The organism is Sulfitobacter sp. UBA4523 (assembly GCF_002388305.1).
GTDB classification, from domain to species: domain Bacteria; phylum Pseudomonadota; class Alphaproteobacteria; order Rhodobacterales; family Rhodobacteraceae; genus Sulfitobacter; species Sulfitobacter pontiacus.
Genome location: NZ_DGMH01000005.1, coordinates 45,503 through 64,443, shown reverse-complemented (window position 1 = coordinate 64,443; position 18,941 = coordinate 45,503). Strand labels below are relative to the sequence as shown.

At 60.2% G+C, this 18,941-nt stretch carries 25 protein-coding genes; 10 read left to right on the top strand and 15 right to left on the bottom strand.

Annotation, left to right across the window (positions count from 1 at the left end; translation table 11 throughout):
• Positions 1-26: 26 nt before the first annotated feature.
• A complete protein-coding gene (gene fahA / locus B3849_RS00855; RefSeq protein WP_278424423.1) occupies positions 27-1,280 on the bottom strand; it encodes a fumarylacetoacetase in 1,254 nt (417 codons plus the stop codon).
• A 99-nt stretch (positions 1,281-1,379) separates the two neighbouring features.
• Here fahA and B3849_RS00850 point away from each other — a divergent pair, with 99 nt between their 5' ends.
• The gene (locus tag B3849_RS00850; protein ID WP_132998177.1) at positions 1,380-1,826 is read left to right on the top strand and encodes a MarR family winged helix-turn-helix transcriptional regulator; all 447 of its coding nucleotides are present in this window, start codon (positions 1,380-1,382) and stop codon (positions 1,824-1,826) included.
• A 59-nt stretch (positions 1,827-1,885) separates the two neighbouring features.
• On the opposite strand, the gene B3849_RS00845 is transcribed toward B3849_RS00850, so the two are convergent.
• The 12 genes from B3849_RS00845 to B3849_RS00790 all read right to left on the bottom strand — a co-directional run bounded on the left by B3849_RS00845 (position 1,886) and on the right by B3849_RS00790 (position 9,995).
• A complete protein-coding gene (locus B3849_RS00845) occupies positions 1,886-2,695 on the bottom strand; it encodes a division plane positioning ATPase MipZ (RefSeq protein ID WP_005849997.1) in 810 nt (269 codons plus the stop codon).
• A gap of 155 nt (positions 2,696-2,850) precedes the next feature.
• Positions 2,851-3,168 (bottom strand): hypothetical protein, encoded by a 318-nt coding sequence (locus B3849_RS00840; RefSeq protein WP_278424421.1) that lies wholly within the window; start codon positions 3,166-3,168, stop codon positions 2,851-2,853.
• A gap of 205 nt (positions 3,169-3,373) precedes the next feature.
• Positions 3,374-3,595 (bottom strand): 50S ribosomal protein L31, encoded by a 222-nt coding sequence (gene rpmE / locus B3849_RS00835; RefSeq protein ID WP_278424420.1) that lies wholly within the window; start codon positions 3,593-3,595, stop codon positions 3,374-3,376.
• An 11-nt stretch (positions 3,596-3,606) separates the two neighbouring features.
• Positions 3,607-3,990: a 50S ribosomal protein L19 gene (gene rplS / locus B3849_RS00830; protein WP_005849991.1), complete on the bottom strand. Its 384-nt coding sequence runs from the start codon at positions 3,988-3,990 to the stop codon at positions 3,607-3,609.
• A 235-nt stretch (positions 3,991-4,225) separates the two neighbouring features.
• Positions 4,226-5,185, bottom strand: a complete 960-nt coding sequence (locus B3849_RS00825) for a phosphoribosylaminoimidazolesuccinocarboxamide synthase (protein ID WP_278424418.1) — start codon at positions 5,183-5,185, stop codon at positions 4,226-4,228.
• Positions 5,186-5,204: 19 nt separating this feature from the next.
• Positions 5,205-5,996: a tRNA (guanosine(37)-N1)-methyltransferase TrmD gene (gene trmD / locus B3849_RS00820; RefSeq protein ID WP_278424417.1), complete on the bottom strand. Its 792-nt coding sequence runs from the start codon at positions 5,994-5,996 to the stop codon at positions 5,205-5,207.
• A 39-nt stretch (positions 5,997-6,035) separates the two neighbouring features.
• Entirely contained in the window at positions 6,036-6,557 is a 522-nt protein-coding gene (gene rimM, locus B3849_RS00815; RefSeq protein WP_005849988.1) for a ribosome maturation factor RimM, read from the bottom strand.
• On the bottom strand, positions 6,554-6,703 hold the full coding sequence (locus B3849_RS00810; RefSeq protein ID WP_278424416.1) for a hypothetical protein: 150 nt from the start codon (positions 6,701-6,703) through the stop codon (positions 6,554-6,556). The genes rimM and B3849_RS00810 overlap by 4 nt, the downstream gene beginning before the upstream one ends.
• Before the next feature lie 181 nt (positions 6,704-6,884).
• The gene (rpsP, locus tag B3849_RS00805) at positions 6,885-7,271 is read right to left on the bottom strand and encodes a 30S ribosomal protein S16 (protein WP_005849986.1); all 387 of its coding nucleotides are present in this window, start codon (positions 7,269-7,271) and stop codon (positions 6,885-6,887) included.
• Positions 7,272-7,317: 46 nt separating this feature from the next.
• A complete protein-coding gene (locus B3849_RS00800) occupies positions 7,318-7,614 on the bottom strand; it encodes a chorismate mutase (protein WP_005849985.1) in 297 nt (98 codons plus the stop codon).
• An 88-nt stretch (positions 7,615-7,702) separates the two neighbouring features.
• Positions 7,703-9,211: a signal recognition particle protein gene (gene ffh / locus B3849_RS00795; protein WP_005849983.1), complete on the bottom strand. Its 1,509-nt coding sequence runs from the start codon at positions 9,209-9,211 to the stop codon at positions 7,703-7,705.
• 202 nt (positions 9,212-9,413) lie between these two features.
• Positions 9,414-9,995, bottom strand: a complete 582-nt coding sequence (locus B3849_RS00790) for an FMN-dependent NADH-azoreductase (protein WP_005849982.1) — start codon at positions 9,993-9,995, stop codon at positions 9,414-9,416.
• Between the two features lie 123 nt (positions 9,996-10,118).
• Between B3849_RS00790 and B3849_RS00785 the strand changes: the two genes are divergently transcribed.
• Positions 10,119-10,994 (top strand): LysR family transcriptional regulator, encoded by an 876-nt coding sequence (locus tag B3849_RS00785; RefSeq protein ID WP_005849981.1) that lies wholly within the window; start codon positions 10,119-10,121, stop codon positions 10,992-10,994.
• Positions 10,994-11,884 carry a DMT family transporter gene (locus B3849_RS00780; protein ID WP_278424412.1) on the top strand — a complete coding sequence of 297 codons (891 nt, stop codon included), beginning with the start codon at positions 10,994-10,996 and terminating at the stop codon, positions 11,882-11,884. Before B3849_RS00785 ends, B3849_RS00780 begins: the two co-directional genes overlap by 1 nt.
• A 239-nt stretch (positions 11,885-12,123) precedes the next feature.
• Here B3849_RS00780 and B3849_RS00775 read toward each other — a convergent pair whose 3' ends face one another.
• Positions 12,124-12,504 carry an ArsR/SmtB family transcription factor gene (locus B3849_RS00775; RefSeq protein ID WP_278424438.1) on the bottom strand — a complete coding sequence of 127 codons (381 nt, stop codon included), beginning with the start codon at positions 12,502-12,504 and terminating at the stop codon, positions 12,124-12,126.
• 251 nt (positions 12,505-12,755) lie between these two features.
• Between B3849_RS00775 and B3849_RS00770 the strand changes: the two genes are divergently transcribed.
• The 5 genes from B3849_RS00770 (at position 12,756) to B3849_RS00750 (ending at position 15,345) form a co-directional block, all read left to right on the top strand.
• Positions 12,756-13,085, top strand: a complete 330-nt coding sequence (locus tag B3849_RS00770) for an AtpZ/AtpI family protein (protein ID WP_005849975.1) — start codon at positions 12,756-12,758, stop codon at positions 13,083-13,085.
• A 1-nt stretch (position 13,086) separates the two neighbouring features.
• The gene (locus tag B3849_RS00765; RefSeq protein WP_237277710.1) at positions 13,087-13,845 is read left to right on the top strand and encodes a F0F1 ATP synthase subunit A; all 759 of its coding nucleotides are present in this window, start codon (positions 13,087-13,089) and stop codon (positions 13,843-13,845) included.
• A 61-nt stretch (positions 13,846-13,906) separates the two neighbouring features.
• Complete coding sequence (locus tag B3849_RS00760) at positions 13,907-14,143, top strand: F0F1 ATP synthase subunit C (protein ID WP_005849971.1); 237 nt, start codon at positions 13,907-13,909, stop codon at positions 14,141-14,143.
• Positions 14,144-14,229: 86 nt separating this feature from the next.
• Positions 14,230-14,781: a F0F1 ATP synthase subunit B' gene (locus B3849_RS00755; RefSeq protein WP_278424411.1), complete on the top strand. Its 552-nt coding sequence runs from the start codon at positions 14,230-14,232 to the stop codon at positions 14,779-14,781.
• 3 nt (positions 14,782-14,784) lie between these two features.
• A complete protein-coding gene (locus B3849_RS00750; RefSeq protein WP_278424410.1) occupies positions 14,785-15,345 on the top strand; it encodes a F0F1 ATP synthase subunit B in 561 nt (186 codons plus the stop codon).
• A 58-nt stretch (positions 15,346-15,403) separates the two neighbouring features.
• Here the strand turns inward: B3849_RS00750 and B3849_RS00745 are convergent, their stop codons facing one another.
• Positions 15,404-16,171: an FCD domain-containing protein gene (locus B3849_RS00745; protein WP_009825350.1), complete on the bottom strand. Its 768-nt coding sequence runs from the start codon at positions 16,169-16,171 to the stop codon at positions 15,404-15,406.
• A gap of 125 nt (positions 16,172-16,296) precedes the next feature.
• Between B3849_RS00745 and B3849_RS00740 the strand changes: the two genes are divergently transcribed.
• Positions 16,297-16,605, top strand: coding sequence for a hypothetical protein (locus B3849_RS00740; RefSeq protein WP_340251519.1), 309 nt, complete (start codon positions 16,297-16,299; stop codon positions 16,603-16,605).
• Positions 16,606-16,778: 173 nt separating this feature from the next.
• Positions 16,779-18,941, top strand: a 2,163-nt coding sequence (locus B3849_RS00735) for a chromosome segregation SMC family protein (protein WP_286779699.1), incomplete at its 3' end; no start/stop codon positions are given.

The following is an 18,941-nucleotide window of genomic DNA, read 5'->3' as shown; positions in this document are numbered from 1 at the left end:
AGTTTATTTGGCAAAATGAAGCGCGGTTATGGCGTGGGTTTCGCAGGCAGGATCGTACCGGCGCAGGCCCCGAAGCCGATGCGATAGCCGTCGCCTGCGGCGTGGCCGGTCAGGATCATCGTATCCCCGTCCTGCACAAAGCTGCGGGTGGTGCCATCGTTCAGCGCGATCGGCTCCGCGCCGCCCCAGCTGAGTTCGAGCAAGCTGCCGCGGGCATCTTTGTCGGGGCCGGAGATGGTGCCGGAGCCGAGCAGATCGCCCGCGTTCATCGCGCAGCCCGACGCCGCGTGATGCGCCAGTTGTTGCGGGGCGGAATAATACATCGTGTTGTAATTGGTACGCGCGATGACCTGTTGTTCGCCGCCATCGGGCTGGATGATCACAGACAGGTCAATGTCATATAGCATCGGTTTCGGCTCTGCCAGATAGGGCAGCAGATCAACCTCGCGCTCGGGCGTGGAGGCGCGGAAGGGTTCAAGCGCCGCTTTCGTCACGATCCACGGAGAGATGCTGGTGGCGAAGGCCTTGGCCTGAAACGGCCCGAGCGGTTGATACTCCCACGCCTGAATGTCGCGCGCAGACCAATCATTCAGCAGCACATAGCCAAAGATCATCTCGTCCGCTTCGGCCACGCTGGGGGTGTCGCCCATATCGGTGGAGGTGCCGACGATGGCCCCCATCTCGAGCTCGATATCAAGGCGTTGGCTGGGGCCGAAATACGGGGTCTCGGCGTCCGCCGGTTTGATCTGCCCGTTGGGCCGCCGGATGTCGGTGCCGGAGACGACAACGGTCGAGGCGCGGCCGTTATAGCCGATGGGCATGTGCAGCCAGTTCGGGGGCAGCGCGTTTTCCGCGCCCCGAAACATGGTGCCGACGTTGGTCGCATGGTGCCGTCCCGCGTAGAAATCGGTGTATTCCGAGACGACAATCGGCATGTGCAGGCGGATGTCAGCCATGGGGACAAGATGCGGGGCGACCTTGGCCTGGTCGGGGCTGCCGGTTGCCAGCAGGTCGGTCAGGCGGTCGCGCAGGGTGGCCCATGCGTCGGGGCCCAGATCCATGACGTCATTCCAGTAGGGCACATCGAAGACAGGATCGAAGTGGAGCAGGATCAGGTCTTCGGCCTCTACCGCGGCCATGTCGAGCACCATATCCCCGATTGCCACGCCACAGCGCGGTTCGAGCGTGTCGGTGGAAAACACACCGTACGGCAGGTTGTTGAGCGGGAAGTCGGTGTCGGCGCTGTTCGCGCTTTCAACCCAAGAGGTGAGCAATGTCATCGGTGTTCCTTGCGTGTCGCTGCGGGTGCGGGAAAGCTACCTTGCAAAATCTGCTTCGTTGGTAATAGTCCTTTGTGTAACTAACAAGCGATTGCCCTGATGCCAGACCAGAATTTCGAGCTGACCCATTTCCTGCCCTACCTTCTAAATCAGGCAGCGGAAGCGAGCAGTCTGGCGTTTCAGCGCACCTATAAAGATCGCTACGGGATGCTGCGGACCGAGTGGCGGGTGCTGTTTCATCTGGGGCTTTATGGCGAGATGACGGCCAGCGATATCGGGCAGCGGGCGAATATGCATAAGACCAAGATCAGCCGTGCGGTGCAAAAGCTGACAGAGCGGCGGTTCGTCACGCGGCTGCGCGGGGATCAGGACCGGCGGACCGAGATGCTGTCCCTGACGACACAGGGTCGCGCGGCCTATGAGCATCTTTACGAGGTGGCAAAGGCCTATGACGCGCGTTTGACGGCGGATTTAACGGCGGCGGAGCGGGAGACGCTGAAGCGGTTGCTGGTCAAACTGGCAGCGGGACAGGGCAGCGCGGGCTGACAGCGGGCTGTCGGGGGGGGGCAGAGGGCAAAGGGGGGCACATGCCCCCGCGCGCAGGTTCAAAAGTTGATGTCGACGCCGGGTAGGTCCAGCGCTTTCATCAGGTCGCGCAGCTCTTGCCGTGCCGCGACATTCGAGATGTTCAGCTGCTTGACGCCGATATCCTTGAGGTCGAGCAGGGTCAGGCCACGGGGGAAGAGCTCGCGGAAGATGACGCGTTCGTTAAAACCGGGGGCAATGCGGAACCCGATGCGTTTGCTCAGGTTGGCGATGGCGCGTTCCATCTTGTCCTTGTTCACCATGCGCTGCGCGCCCATGCGGTTGCGCACAACGATCCAGTCGATCGGGGCAAGGCCCGCTTGTGCCCGCAACTGCCGCGCGTTCCAGACCATTTCGGAATAGACGGAGGGGCCGGTGATCTTGTCGCCCATAGCGTCGGTGCGCGCCAGCAGATCGAAATCGATAAAGCTGTCGTTCAGCGGCGTGATCAGCGTGTCGGCCAGCGAATGCGCCACCTGGCTGAGACGGGTGTGGGACCCCGGGCAGTCGATCAGGATGAAATCGGAGGTCGGTTCAAGCTCTGCCACGGCGGCGCTGAGGCGATGGTCATAGATGTTTTCGCCGGGCTGCAGGCTGCTTGCCTCGATCTCTGGCAATTCGTGCATCTCGGGCGAGGGGAGGTCGAGCTCGGCACTGGCGAGGAAGGATTTACGGTTGTCGACATAGCGCCCGAAGGTGCGCTGGCGCAGGTCCAGATCCAGCACGCTGGTCTTATGCCCCATTCGTGCAAGGGCTGTTGCCACATGCATCGAAACGGTGGATTTCCCCGCCCCGCCTTTTTCATTCCCGACGACGATGATATGCGCCATTGCCTTTTGTCCCTTTCACTCCCCGTTTTTATCGGGGTCACATTGGGAAAAACCATATGGCAGCGATGGCGCTTTTGAAAGCGTTTGTGGCTCTAGATTGTGGTTATTGTTGCGAAATTCACCCGCAGGAACGCGCCGTGCAAGCGCAGTGCCTGCTAGCCCGATCGGCGCAGCGGCGGGGTGTGCGCACCCATGCCGCCGGTGTCGATCGCGACGGCGGTATCCTGGGTCACATCCAGATGGGCGCGGCAATCAGCGGCGATCTGGGTCAGCGCATCATGAGGCCCGTGCAGACGTTCTAGCGCGCCAGCAAGCACCAGTGCTTGGGCATAGCAACCACGGGCGACCAGATCACGGGCCGCGGTCAAATCCTCGGCCGGGAGGGGGGCGGGATCAGCCTGCGCGCGCGGGGCCTTGCCGCTGTTGGCACCGCGAGGCGGTCGGGGTGGGGAAGAGAGCGGGAAAGCGGGCATCAGCGAACCTTTCGTGGAGGGCTGAGAAGACTATGGGCCGTAGTTGCTTTCTAAAACCTAAACAGCCGCCGCTTTGTTCCGTAAAATGTGACCTGACCCTTGGGCAAGGACGCGATGTCGCACCTCGGGCTAAGCCACAGTCGTGAAACGAAAAATGGCGCGCCCGCGAGGGCACGCCATCTCTGAATTCCGCAATGGAGAGGGTTTAGAAGCCCAGACCTGCGTATTTGTTTTTGAACTTGGACACGCGGCCGCCGGTATCCATCAGGCGGGATGTGCCGCCGTTCCATGCAGGGTGCACGGAGGGGTCAATATCCAGCGCCAGTTGGTCGCCTTCTTTGCCGTAGGTCGATTTCATTTCCACAACGGTGCCATCTGTCATTTTGACGTTGATGGTGTGGTAATCGGGGTGTGTATCGGGTTTCATGACAGCTCTCCTTACGCGTTCGCGCCAGATTTTGGCTTGTAGTGTACGTTTTCAACGATACGTGCCGACTTACCACGACGCGAGCGCAGGTAGTACAGTTTCGCACGACGCACACGGCCACGACGGACAACGGTGATGCTTTCGATGTTGGTGGAGTGCAGCGGGAATACGCGCTCTACGCCTTCACCAAAGGAAATCTTGCGCACGGTGAACGAACCGGCAATGCCGTGGCCGTTGTTGCGTGCAATGCAGACGCCTTCGTAGTTCTGAACGCGGGTACGTGTACCTTCGGTCACTTTAAAGCCCACGCGGATGGTGTCACCGGCGCGGAAGTCTGGGATTTCTTTCCCCAGTTCGGCGATTTGTTCCGCCTCGATCTGTGCAATCAGGTTCATCTGATCGTCTCCTATGAATGCTCGCGGTTAGTCCACGAAGTTTTGTGCGATCCAATAGCTTCGGTCTGTCTGGCGGGCCCGCCGTGGCGTCCCATCGAAGGTAGGGTCATCTTTGCTTGTCATCTGCGGATGCAGAAAAGACTGGAGCCGCACGTGCGCGATTCCAGACTTGCGCGTCGTATAGGCGGGATGCCCCTTCAGATCAAGAGCGTATCACCCGTACGCGCGCATGTTTTCAGCCGGTGAAATAGGGGCGCAGATTGTGCCGCACGCGGTCCAGCACGGTGTCGCCCTCCAGATCGGGGACGAAACGTTGGCCGGTAATCGCCTCGAACGCGTCGATATAGACTTGCGAGGTGGCGGCGATCAGGTCGGCGGGGATTTCGGGGATGTCATCGTGATAGGGGTCGCAGCGGGCATCGACCCAGGACCGGATCACATCCTTGTCGAAGGACGGCGGGCGTGTGCCGTTTTCCAGCGCGGCGTCATAGCCTTCGGCGAGCCAGAACCGCGAGCTGTCGGGGGTGTGGATTTCATCGGCCAGCAGGATATTGCCCTGCGCATCAGTGCCGAATTCATATTTTGTGTCCACGAGGATCAGCCCGTTTTTCGCCGCCATTTCCTGACCGCGGGCAAAGAGTTTCAGGGCGATGTCGCTGATCTGGTCCCATTGCGCCTGGGTCAGCAGCCCTTGGTCCACGATCTCTTGGGCGGTTAGCGGGGCATCGTGTCCGCCGTCGAATTCCTTGGAGGTGGGGGTGATGATCGGCGCGGGCAGCGCCTGATTGTCGCGCAGGCCATCGGGGAAGCGGTGGCCGTACATCTCCCGTTCACCTTTCTTGTATAGCGTCAGCACCGATGTCCCTGTGGAGCCGGCGAGATAGCCGCGCACGACGAACTCTACGGGCAGGATGGTCAGATGCTTGCCGATCACCACATTGGGGTCGGGGTAGTCGAGCACGTGGTTGGGGCAGATGTCGGAGGTGTTGTCGAACCAGAACCGCGCGGTCTGGGTCAACACCTGACCCTTGAACGGGATGGAGGTGAGGATACGGTCAAAGGCTGAAATACGGTCAGAGGAAATCAGGATGCGCCGGTCGTCGGGCAGGTCGTAGCAGTCACGCACCTTGCCGAAATAGGGGTTCGGCAGCTCATCAATGCGGGCGTGATCAAGGGTGCGGGTCAGGTCTGTCATGGTCTGCCTTCCGTGGGGGTCACTTCTTGGACGTATATGTCGCCCACATGTCGGGGCGTCGTTGTTCTGTCAGGGTTTCTGACTGGGCCTGCCGCCATTTGGCAATTTCGCCATGGTTGCCGGACATGAGAACCGGCGGAATGGGGCGGTCTTTCCATTTGGCGGGGCGGGTGTATTGCGGGTGTTCCAGCAGGCCAGAGGAATGGCTTTCCTCGACCACGCTGTCGGCATTGCCCAAGACACCGGGCAAGAGCCGCACGGTGGCGTCGATCATGGCTTGCGCGGCCAACTCTCCGCCGGTCATGACAAAATCGCCAAGGGAGACTTCGGTGATGCCGTAATGGTCGATCACCCGCTCGTCGACGCCTTCGAAACGGCCACAAAGGATGGTCACGCCGGAGCAGGTGGCCAGATCCTGCGCCATCGCCTGATCAAACCGCCGCCCGCGCGGAGACATATAAAGGATAGGCCAGCGTCCGGCGGCACCGGCCATTGCATCCTCGATCGCGGGGCCGACGACATCGGCGCGCATGACCATACCTGCGCCGCCGCCCGCGGGGGTGTCGTCAACATTGCGGTGTTTGCCTACGCCGTAGCCGCGCAGATCATGGGTGCGCAGCTGCCATGTGCCTTCTTGCAGGGCGCGGCCCGTCAGGCTAGCCCCCAGCACACCGGGGAACAGTTCGGGGAAGAGGGTCACGATCTCGGCCCGCCAGACGCCGGCGTAATCGGGCGTGTCCTGCATCAGCTCGCGCGGCTTGAACGTCGGACGGACAGATTGCCGCCCGTGGGAGCGTGAAGGGGTGCTCATGTGATCGCGGCCTGTGTCATGCGGGCCTTTCGTACGGGCTTAGACGTCTTTTGCATCGGGCAGGATGCCCTCGGGCGGGTCGGCGATGATGCGGCCCGTGGCGAGATCGACCGTGGGCACCGCCGCCTTGGTGAAGGGCAGGAATACGGTCTGCGCGCTGCCCGCAAGCTGCGTTTCCAAAAGATCGTCAGCGCCGTGGTTCTGGACGGTCTTGACCTTGCCGATCAGCGTGCCGCCGGTGTCATAGACCTCTAGCCCGATCAGGTCGGTGTGGTAGAATTCATCGTCGGGCAGCGACGGCAGCTGGTCGCGCTGCGCAAACAGCACGGTGCCGCGCAGGGCGTCGGCCTCTTCTTTAGAGGTGACATCGGTGATGCGCGCGACAAAGCCGTTTTTGACCGGACGCACCAGCGCAAGGTTGAAGCTGCGCGTGCCATCCTCGCTAGAGAGCGGGCTGTAGCTTTCGATATCTTCGGGCACCGCGCAGTAGCTTTTGATCCGCAGTTCCCCACGGACACCATATGCGCCAGAGATCGCGCCCACCGAAATTTTATCGCTCACTGCAAAAGCTCCGAGTTTAAGCAAATTGTACCGGTCCACTGACCCTCGCCCGCGCGGCACTCCGATTTCATCAGGGTGCGTTCGAACCAGATGCCGATGGCAACACCGATGCCGAGGATGAAAAGAAGGCGCAAAAGACGAAACATTGTCAGCTTCCAATCTGGTCCAGGGGCGGGGCGCAGGGGACCGATGAGGGCAGGCCGCTGCGACGGGACGTGTCATTTCGTGTACCACGTACATCGGACAGGCTGCACGCGCAAAGATGCGGGCTGTCGGATATACCTGAAATCCCCGGCGCGGCAGGAACCGCGCCGGGGGATGTGCCGATTATTCTTCGGCGGCGTCTTCTGCAGGTGCAGCAGCGGCTTCGGCAGCAGCGGCGGCCTTGGCTGCTTTCTCTTCAACGCGCTCTTGCGCTTTCTTGCCGGGGGTACCCTTCTTGGGGTTGTTCCGCTCGGTTTTCTCTTTCACGCCAGCGGCTTCCAGCATGCGTGCAACACGGTCGGTTGGCTGCGCGCCTTGGCTGATCCAGTATTGAACGCGCTCAACGTCCATTTTCACGCGCTCTTCGCTGTCTTTTGCCAGCAGCGGGTTGTAGGTGCCCAGCTTCTCGATGAAGCGGCCGTCACGTGGCATGCGGCTGTCCGCTGCAACGATGCGGTAGAAGGGGCGCTTTTTGGAACCGCCACGGGCGAGACGAATTTTCATGGACATAAGTAGTTTCCTTTAGTTGAGACTGGGGTCAGGGACGCGCCCGGACCTATGATTGGTGTTGTTTGTGGTGCTGAATGACTTCAGCGATGATGAAGTTCAGAAACTTCTTGGCGAATTCGGGATCGAGGTCAGCCTCTTTCGCCAAATCTTCGAGCCGCTTGATCTGGTTCGCTTCGCGGTCCGGATCAGAGGGGGGAAGGTCGTGTTCGGCTTTGAGTTTCCCCACAGCCTGCGTGTGTTTGAACCGCTCGCCCAGAGTATAGACCAGGATCGCGTCCAGACGGTCGATGGAGGCGCGGTGTTCTTTCAGAACCTCGGCGGCGCGGGTGACAGGATCGGTCATGCGGCGGCTCCTTTCACGGCGAAGGGGAAGGCGCGTTGCAAGGGCAGGTGCCTCCGGCGGGAGTTTATCTGGCAAAATGAAGCGCGGATCATTTCTTTTTCCCGAAACCGGAGAGGCCGCCGGGCAGGCCCGCACCGCCGCCTATTCCGCCCAGACCACCAGGCAGTTTGCCGCCCATCTGTTTGGCCGCGGCTTCCAGCGCTTTGGGGTCCATCTGGGACGGGTCCATGCCGCCGGGCATGCCGCCTTTGCCCATCATGCCCTTCATCGCTTGCTTGAGCATGCCGCCCTTGCCCATTTTGCCCATCTTTTTCATCATGTCGCCCATCTGGCGGTGCATCTTCATGAGCTTGTTGAGTTCGGACACTTCCATGCCTGCGCCTTTGGCGATGCGCTTTTTGCGGCTGGCTTGAAGCAGCGCGGGGTTGGCGCGCTCTTTCTTGGTCATGGATTGGATCAGGGCGATCTGGCGTTTGAGAATCTTGTCATCAAAGCCCGCGTCTTCGACCTGTTTCGCCATTTTGCCCATGCCGGGCATCATGCCCATCATGCCTTGCATGCCGCCCATCTTTAGCATCTGTTCAAGCTGCATTTTCAGGTCGTTCATGTTGAACTGACCTTTGGCCATGCGCTTCATCATCTTTTCGGCTTGTTCAGCCTCGATGGTTTCTTGCGCTTTCTCGACCAGGGCGACGATATCGCCCATGCCAAGGATACGGCCCGCGATGCGTTCGGGTTCGAAGGTTTCCAGCGCGTCCATCTTTTCGCCCAGGCCGACGAATTTGATGGGTTTGCCGGTGACGGCGCGCATCGACAGCGCAGCACCGCCGCGGCCGTCGCCGTCCATACGGGTCAGCACGACGCCGGAGATGCCAATGCGGTCGTTGAAGTTTTCAGCGGTTTGCACGGCGTCCTGGCCGGTGAGACCATCGACGACCAGCAGGGTTTCACGGGGGTTGGCGACATCGCGCACCGCTTCGACCTGGCGCATCAGCTCTTCGTCGATCGACAGGCGGCCCGCGGTGTCGAGCATATAGACGTCGTAGCCGCCCATCGATGCCTGCGTCTTTGCGCGTTTGGCAATCTGGACGGGGTTTTCGCCTTTGACGATGGGCAGCGTATCGACGCCGATCTGCACGCCGAGGATCGCCAGCTGTTCCATCGCCGCAGGGCGGTTCACGTCGAGCGAGGCCATCAGCACGCGCTTGCCGTCGCGGTCTTTCAGACGTTTTGCGAGCTTTGCCGTGGTCGTGGTTTTACCGGAGCCTTGCAGGCCGACCATCAGGATCGGGGCGGGGGGGCTGTCAATTTTCAACGCGCCGGGTTCGCCTTCGCCTTTCAGCGTGTCGATCAGCGCGTCGTGGACGATCTTGACGACTTGCTGGCCGGGGGTGATCGATTTGGTGACGGCCTGACCGGTGGCCTTGTCCTGCACCGCTTTGACGAAATCACGCGCGACGGGCAGGGACACGTCCGCCTCGAGCAGGGCGACGCGGACTTCGCGCAGGGCGGTTTTCACATCCTCTTCCGAGAGGGCACCCTGTTTGGTGAGACGGTCAAAAACGCCGGAGAGGCGTTCGGAAAGATTCTCAAACATGGGCCATGGCCCCCTTCGATCGGTTGCGGTGCCCCTCAGATAGGATGCCCGCGTTGAATACGCAAATGCCCCCACGGGCGTAACACGCTGGTGGGGGGCGATCTCTGGCCGCGCCAGAGACCGGAAGACATGGTGCTTCCGGAGATTGCGGATCGTTTAGGCGAGCGGCGGGTCTGAGTCAACCCGCCGCGCCGCCCGAGGATTATGCTGCTTTGAGTGCATCCACAGCTTCGTTCGCGCGGGCGATGGTGCCTTCGGCATCTGTTGCCAGCGCGTCGGCGGCCACGATGGTCACGTCGGTCATGCCCATGAAGCCCAGAACGGCCTTGAGATAGCCGGTGTTGAAATCCGCCTCGGACCCGGCGGGCACGCCACCGGAGGCCATCGCCACGATCACGCGCTTGCCTTTGACCAGACCTTCGGGGCCGTTTTCGGTATAGCGGAAGGTAACGCCGACACGGGCGACCAGATCGATCCACGCCTTCAGCGACGCGGGCACGCTGAAGTTATAGATGGGCGCGCCGATGACGATAGTGTCGGCGGCCAGAAGCTCTGCGACGAGCTTGTCGGATTCAACCAGCGCTTCGCTTTGCTCGGGCGTGCGGTCTGTCTCGGGGGTGGCGCGGGCGATGGCCCATGTTTCAGTGATCTGGGGCAGGGGTTCGAGAGCCAGATCGCGGACGGTTACATCATTGTCGCCCAGTTGCGCGATGATCCGGTCGGTGAGGCCGCGGGTCACAGAGCTGGTGGTGTTGGCAGAGGAATCGATACGCAAGATAGACATGGGAGGATATCCTTTCGTGTTAACTTTCTTCCCTTTACATGACCCTTGCTCGTGCGAACGCAACTGGCGAAACTGCGGGTGATGTGTTCAATAATGCACAGTCGGGCAGACGAGGGGCCGAGAATGGACAATTGGGAAGAAATCAAGACGGCCTATCAGGTGGCGCGCATGGGCACGGTCAGTGGCGCGGCCGAGGTTCTGGGTGTCCATCATGCGACGGTGATCCGCCATGTGGATGCGCTGGAACGACGGTTGTCGGTAAAGCTATTCCAACGGCACGCGCGCGGCTACAAAACGACGGAGGCAGGCGAGGATCTGCTGCGTGTGGCCTCTGCCACGGATGACCAGTTCAGCCAGCTTGCCAGTCGCATCAAGGGGCGCGGCGAAGCGGTGTCGGGCGAGCTGGTCGTGACCTCTCTGATGGAGCTTTCAAGCTGGATGACCCCTTTGTTGGTCGCGTTCCAGAGGGAAAACCCGGATGTGACCCTGCGCTTTCTGACCGGGGAGCGATTGTTCCGGCTGGAGTATGGCGAGGCGCATATCGCGATCCGTGCGGGGCAGGTGCCCGAGCAGCCGGACAACGTCGTGCAGCCTTTCTATCAGTTCCAGATGGGGCTGTTCGCGCATAAGGACTATATCGCGGCCTTTGGGATGCCGTCGGGGGTCGAGGAGTATGGCAACCATCGGTTTGTCGGCCATGACGACGCGCAGATGCGTGCGCCCTTCTTCAAATGGATGCGCGAGGTGGTGCCCGCCCATGCGATCTCCTTTCGTGGTCTCCATGCAGACGCGCTCCGCGTTGCGGTGCTGGAGGCGGCGGGGATTGGGTTTGTCGATCTGATCGAGGGGCGCGCCAACCCCGATCTGGTCGAGGTGCACCCGCATCTGCCGGAATGGGATTCGATGCTGTGGCTGGTCACCCATGTTGATCTGCACCGCACGCCCAAGGTGCAGGCCTTGCTGTCGTACCTGAAAAAAGCCGTGAAGACGGGGCTGTGATGCGTTCTGATCTGCAGGGGCATCTGGCGATGCTGGCATTTTCGGCTCTGGTGGCAGGGTCATTTTCGCTTGGGTCGCTGTCGGCCAATCTGATCTCGCCCACGGCGTTGAATGCGGCGCGGTTCGTGATCGCGGGCATGGTGATTGCCGCGGCGGTCGCTGCGACGACGGGGGTGCCGAAAGGGGCCACGCGCGCGCCTTGGCGCTATCTGGTGCTTGGGGGGCTTTTCGCTGTCTATTTCGTGTTGATGTTTGAAGGGTTGAAGACCGCGCGCCCCGTCAGTGCGGCGGCGGTGTTTACGTTGACGCCGGTGATTGCTGCGGGGTTTGGGTGGCTCTTGTTGCGGCAGGTGACGACAGGGCGGATGGCGCTGGCGCTGGCCATCGGTGCGGTCGGCGCGCTTTGGGTGATTTTTCGCGCTGATCTGGCTGCGCTGCGGCGGTTCGAGCTCGGGTATGGCGAAGCGGTGTATTTCGTCGGCTGCGTAAGCCATGCGCTTTATACGCCGATGGTGCGCAAGCTGAACCGCGGAGAGCCGGCGGTGGTGTTCACCTTGGGCACGCTGATCGCCGGTGGTGTGTTGTTGTTTATCTATGGCTGGCGCGATGTGCTGGGGACGGACTGGACCGCGCTGCCCGCGATTGTCTGGATCACCATCCTCTACGTCGCGATCGCGGCGTCTGCCGCGACTTTTGTGTTGCTGCAATTTGCGTCCCTGCGGCTGCCGTCGGCCAAGGTGATGGCCTATACCTATCTGACGCCCAGCTGGGTTATTCTGTGGGAAGTCGCATTGGGCAATGGCGCACCCGGCCCGCTTGTTTTCGGGGGCGTCGGGCTGACGATTGTGGCGCTGTATCTGCTGTTGCGGGACGATACCAAAGCGGTTTGATCAAAAGGGCGGGAACCGATCCGACATATCCAGCGTTAAGATCACATAAAGTTTATAAAAGGACTATTCTAATGCGTAGCATTATTTATCTGATCGGTTTGATTGTTGTTGTTCTGGCGATCCTGCGCTTTGCGTTCGGCGTCATTTAATAACATCAAGTTTGGCCCTTCTGTGTAAAACCTCGTCGCAGGAGGGCCAATATTTACCTAGTCTTCCAACGTCTCCGGATCATTATTTACCTAGTCTTCCAACGTCTCCGGATCATTCTGCGCCGCATCCCCTGACGTTTCGCGTATTTCGGCGGCCAGAAACCTTTCAAAATCATCAAGATTGATCGGGTCATATTGACCGAAGCCCTGCATCCACACGGACGGGGCCTTTAGGGCTGCCGGCTCGAGCTTGCACCATTTGAGCCGCCCGCGCTTTTCCTGCACGATCAGACCTGCACGTTCCAGCACCGACAGATGTTTCGATATCGCAGCGAGCGAAATGCCGAAGGGCTCGGCGACGTCTGTGACGGCCATATCATCCTCAAGAAGCATTGCCAGAATGGCGCGCCGCGTGGGATCGGCGAGCGCGGCAAAAATCGCGTCGAGCTGTGTGGCGGGCGGTTGGGGCACGGCTGTCTGGATGTCCTTGATGCGCGGGTAGGGGCGGTTGTTATGAGGTAGCGGAAATCACGCTTAACCAAAAGGTTGAATATGATTGTCGCGCGAATTTGCAAGGGGTGCGGGGAGTTTGCACCTGAATATGAACCATAGGTGAGCGTAAAATCTTTTGATTACAGTGTCTTGTGTGGTCGGCTAACAGAGTTGACTCTGAAGCGGTGTGAAAGTAGCTACTGCGCAACACATCCAACAGGGATTTTGGCGTGACCGATCCAGACCAACAGCAGCGGCTAAAGCAGCTTGAGGCAAAGATCGAAGCAGCCAAACGGGCGCAGGCTCCAAAACCCCGGGCGGATGAACATTATTCCCAGGCATCGCTGGCCTGGCGGATGGTGATCGAACTTTGCGCCGGTCTGGGGATCGGTTTTGGCATCGGATACTCGTTGGATTGGTTCTTAGGAACGCTCCCGATTTTCATGGTGCTGTTTGTAATGCTGGGCCTTGCGGCAGGGGTGAAGACGATGCTCCGCTCCGCGCAGGAAATCCAGGAAAAGAAGATGGCCGATGTGGCCGATGAAGAAAAAGGGCCCTGACATGGCGGCAGAAGCACACGGCGAAGAAACAGGCGGTTTGGCTTTTCACCCGATGGATCAGTTCATCGTCAAGCCATTCTTTGGCGACGGCGCTGTATCCTGGTACACGATCACCAACGCAACAGTCTGGATGGCCGTTGCCGTTCTGGCGATCTTTGCGCTGCTGGTTCTGGGCACGTCGAAACGGTCGGTTATCCCGTCGCGCATGCAGTCGGTCGCTGAACTGGCCTATGGCTTCATCTACAAGATGGTCGAGGATATCTGCGGTAAAGAAGGGGTGAAATACTTCCCCTACATCATGACCCTGTTCATGTTTATCGTCTTCTCGAACTTCCTGGGCCTGCTGCCGATGGCGTTTACCCCGACATCGCATATCTCGGTCACCGCCGTGATGGCCTTTGCCGTGTTCTTCGGTGTGACCATTCTGGGTTTCGTCAAGAACGGCGCATCGTTCCTGAGCCTGTTCTGGGTCAGCAGCGCGCCCTTGGCTCTGCGTCCGGTTCTGGCCCTGATCGAGCTGATCTCTTACTTTGTACGTCCGGTCAGCCATTCTATCCGTCTTGCGGGTAACATGATGGCAGGTCACGCCGTGATCAAGGTTTTCGCGGGCTTCGCGGCACTTGCTGCCATCGCCCCCTTCTCGGTTCTTGCGATCACGGCAATGTATGGTCTCGAGGTGTTGGTTTCCTTCATCCAGGCATATGTTTTCGCGATCCTCACATGCGTTTATCTGAAAGACGCATTGCACCCGCACCACTAACACCAAGGCGGGATATTCCCGCCTGACCAATCACCAAAATTCCATTGTAAGGAGAAATGACATGGAAGGCGAACTCGCACAAATGGGCCAATTCATTGGCGCAGGTCTGACAGCATTCGGCATGGGTGGCGCAGCCATCGGTGTGGGCAACGTTGCAGGCAACTACCTGGCTGGCGCATTGCGCAACCCATCTGCTGCTGCTGGTCAAACAGCAACTCTGTTCATCGGCATCGCCTTTGCAGAAGCCCTGGGGATCTTCTCGTTCCTCGTCGCTCTGCTGCTGATGTTCGCTGTCTAAGCTTAAGACACCTACGTCCTTACGCTTCGGGCAGTGCGCTATGGCGCGCTGCCCGAAAGACTTCCACGCTTTGACAGGAGCCCGCTATGGCGACGGAACCGATTACTAGGGAAATCGCTGGCACATGTGTCAACGAATTTGGCAGCGCCATTGGTATGCCACAGCTTTGCATTGATTGGTTCGGCAACCAGATTTTCTGGCTTATCGTCGCTCTGGTCGCAATTTACTTTATTCTGTCGCGCGTTGCCCTGCCACGCATCGGCGCTGTTCTGGCGGAGCGCCAGTGCACCATCACCAATGACATCGCCGCCGCCGAAGACCTGAAGGTCAAAGCGACGGAGGCAGAGGCCGCTTACGACAAAGCCTTGATCGACGCCCGTGCAGAAGCACAGCAGATCATCGCCGCCGCGAAAGCCGACATTCAGGCCGATCTGGACAAGGCGATTGCCAAGGCAGACGCCGAGATCGCCGCAAAATCCGCCGAGTCCGAAAAAGCGATCAGCGAAATCCGCGCCTCCGCGATGGAGAACGTTGAAGCTGTCGCCAAAGACACCGCCGAGGCAATCGTCGCCGCCGTCGGTGGCTCTGCTGACGCGAAAACAATTTCCGCGGCCGTCGATGCCCGGATGAAAGGATAAGCCATGCGTTTGACCTTCTCAGCCCTCATCGCCGGTCTGGTCGCCTCCCCTGCTTTTGCAGCTGGTGACGTGTTCTTTTCGCTGCGCAACTCGGACTTTATCGTCCTGCTGGCTTTCCTGCTTTTCGTCGGTGTTTTGATCTATTTCAAAGTGCCAAAGATGATGGGCAGCATGCTCGACAGCCGCGCCGAAGGCATCAAGTCCGAACTGGACGAAGCCCGTGCGCTGCGTGAAGAAGCGCAGACGCTTCTTGCCAGCTACGAACGCAAGCAGCAGGAAGTGAAAGAGCAAGCGGACCGTATCGTGACATCGGCCAAGGCCGAAGCGAACGAAGCCGCGGATCAGGCACGTGCCGACCTGGAGAAATCCATCGCGCGCCGTATGGCCGCCGCCGAAGAGCAGATCGACTCCGCTCAGGCTGCTGCCGTTAAAGAGGTCCGCGATCAAGCTGTCGTTGTGGCCATTGCCGCTGCCAAGGATGTTATCGCCAAGAAGATGACAGCCGCGGAAGGCAATGCGTTGATCGACAGTGCAATTGCAGAAGTCGACACAAAGCTTCACTAAGTTTTAACGAACTGACTTTAAAAGGCCTCGGTATTGACCGGGGCCTTTTTATGTTGGGCTAGGTGTTTGTCTCGTGTTGAAGACGTTGTCGCGCGACATCTTCATTACGCTCGGCCTTTTGATGATCGCGCAGGGCGTTCTCGACATAGGTCAGATGCGCCTCTACCGCGGCTTGTGCTGCGGCGGGATCACGTGCCTGTAATGCGTCGTTGATGGCGCGGTGTTGATCCAGCAGCGCGGTGCGCGTTGTGCGCTGTTTGAACATGACTTCGCGATTGTAGAACACGCCGCCACGCAGCAGGTCATACATCGACCGCATCATATGCAGCATGACGACGTTATGGCTCGCCTCTGTGATCGCCATATGAAACTGCGCGTCCAGTTGCGCTTCGTCATCTGCGTTACGCTTCTGGTGCGCCGCTTCCATCTTGTCGAAAACTGCCTGAATGACCCCAAGGTCGGTGTCAGAACCAAGCCGCGCGGCCCGTTCGGCTGCCAGCCCTTCCATGTCGCGGCGGAACGAAAGATAGTCGAACACGGCTTCGTCGTGACGTGCAAAAAGCTCTGTCAGGGCAGGGGAGAACGCGCTGCCGAGCACATCGGCGACATAGACCCCGGCGCCGGGCTTTGCGGTCAGCAATCCGCTGGCCTGAAGCTGGGCAATAGCATCCCGAAGCGAGGGGCGCGAAACGGCCAGACGCTCTGCCAGCTCCCGCTCTGCGGGTAGCCGTTCGCCGGGCCGCAGAATGCCACGCAGGATTAGCTGTTCAACCTGTCTTACGACAGCGGCTGACAGTTTTTCGGAGGCGATAGGCTGAAAGGGCATCGGCGTTTCCTTGGATTGGTCAAATTATATGACCGGAGGGGCGGGGCGGCAACGCGATTGTTTTCTGAAAAATGTTGGTCCGCATTAACGCTCGCTTAGGGTGCTGCGCGTTAGATGGGCATATGATGAGAGATACGCGATTCCTTACCTTCTTGCTGTGCGCCTTGGTGATGGTGTTTGTCACGGGCTGCAACATGCCGAGCGCGCATTTCAGCGGCTTGCCTGCCACTGCCATTACGGTGGACGGATCCGACTTTGACGTGCGCGTTAACGGCAATCAGGCTGAAGCGATACGCACCAATATGGAATACGCCCCCCGCTTCGGCCCGATCCGCGACCGTGCGGCGCGGGCGATGGCGCAGGTCAGCGGGTGCGAGGTCACGCATGTCGCGGGGGATCAAGCGCTTGCCGTCGGGAAGCTGGACTGCGGATGAGGGGCAGAACCGTCAAACAACCATAGCGAAAGGGGAACGCGATAACAGACATAGAATAACAATATCTTGTGGATAAGGCGGCTACTTCCCGCTCTACCTAGCGGGGTCGCGTTGACTCTAAACCCGATGATCCGCAATTCTGGCTATCCATAAGAATCAGGCGGGCACGAACATTGCGGTTTTCCAAACTCAGGCTGACAGGCTTTAAAAGCTTTGTAGACCCCACTGATCTGATCATCTCGGATGGTCTAACCGGCGTTGTTGGCCCGAATGGTTGCGGCAAGTCCAACCTGCTTGAAGCGCTCCGTTGGGTGATGGGCGAAAACCGTCCGACTGCTATGCGCGGCGGGGGTATGGAAGATGTGATTTTCGCGGGCGCGTCCTCTCGGCCGGCCAAGAACTTCGCCGAAGTCGCGTTGCATATCGACAACTCCGAACGTCTCGCGCCGGCTGGGTTTAACGACGGTGATAGCATCGAAATCATCCGGCGGATCACCCGTGATGTCGGTAGCGCCTACAAGGCGGCTGGAAAGGATGTGCGCGCGCGCGATGTGCAAATGCTGTTTGCCGACGCATCAACGGGAGCCCATTCGCCAGCGTTGGTACGCCAAGGCCAGATTTCGGAACTGATCAACGCCAAACCGAAGAACCGGCGCCGTATCCTTGAAGAAGCCGCGGGTATTTCGGGGCTTTACGCCCGCCGTCACGAGGCTGAACTGAAGCTGAATGGTACCGAAGCAAACCTCGCGCGCGTCGACGATGTGGTTGAACAGCTTGCCGGTCAGCTTTCGCAATTGGCGCGTCAGGCCCGTCAGGCTGCGCGTTATCGCGATATTGGGGATGCCCTGCGCCGGACCGAAGGGGTGCTGCTGTATCGGCGCTGGCGCGTGGCTGAGGATGCGCGTCAAACGACGGCCGAAGCGCTGCGCAGCCAGATGGCCGTCGCCGCCGAGGCGGAAAAAGCCGTGCGTCAGGCGACTGTAGCACGGCAAAAAGCCGAAGAGGCTTTGCCGCCCCTGCGTGAGGAAGAAGCGATCGCGGCCGCGATCGTGCAGCGGCTTGGCGTGCAGCGCGATACCCTGAGCGATCAGGAAAACCGTGCCCGGGCCGCGATTGACGCCTTGACCAAACGCATCGCGCAGTTGACCCGTGATCTGGACCGCGAAGGTGAGTTAAACCGCGACGCCGAAGAAACGATCATGCGGTTGGAGCGGGAAGAACGTGACCTGTCGGATGCGGGCGAGGGCCATGAAGCTGCGGTCGCGGAGGCGGCAGAGCGCGCGAAAGAGGCCGCCGGCGTGCTCGAAAAACAGGAAGCGGATCTGTCAAAGCTGACCGAGGATGTCGCCCGTTTGGTCGCGCGTCACAGCTCTGCCGAACGTTTGCTGAACGATCACCGCAAAACGCTTCAACGATCGGAAGCGGAAGCGGATAAAGCGCGTGCCGCCGTCGCGCAGAGTGCCGCCGCACTCGAGAAGGCAAACGCCGATTTCAGCGCCGCCCAAGCTGCAGAGACGCAGGCGCATGCGGCCTCTGTCGCTGCCGAGGAAGCCTTGCAAAAGGCGGAGGACGACCGCGCTGCCACCCAAAGTCGCGAAGCAGATGCCCGTGCCGAGCGGTCAGAGGCCGAGGGCGAGCTGAACGCCATTCGCGCCGAAGCTGGTGCACTGGCGAAGCTGGTAGAGCGTGACACCGCCGAGGGTGGTCAAATTCTGGACCGCCTGCAGGTCGAGCACGGGTTTGAGAAAGCGCTTGGTGCTGCCCTGGCCGATGATCTGCGCGCCCCGGATGTCGATGCGGACGGGCCCTCGGGGTGGGCATATTTACCTGCCTATTCAACGGTCCAGCCGCTACCCGAGGGGATCACCCCGCTGACGGCGCATGTCTCGGTGCCTGACGTTCTGAACCGCCGGATGAGCCAGATTGGTCTGGTCGACGCGGACGACGGCACGCGGCTTCAACCGCTGCTGCTGCCGGGCCAGCGTCTCGTCTCGCCAGAGGGCGATTTGTGGCGGTGGGATGGTTTCCGGGCGTGGGCGGAGGATGCGCCCTCGGCCGCCGCGCTTCGTTTGCAGCAAATTAATCGTTTAGAGGTACTCAAGCAGGGGCTAGAGCAAACGAATCAACGGGCGGAGGCCGCGCGTGATGCACATGAAACATTGCAAAAGCTTCTGCTTGCTCAGGCAGAGGCAGACAAAAATGCGCGGGCGCTGCGGCGCGATGCAGACCGTGCTGTTGCGGATGCAGGACGGGCCCTAAGCCGGGCTGAGGCGGATCGGAACCTGGCGGAGAGCCGGTTGGACAGTTTGGGATTGGCCGTCGCCCGCCACGAGGAA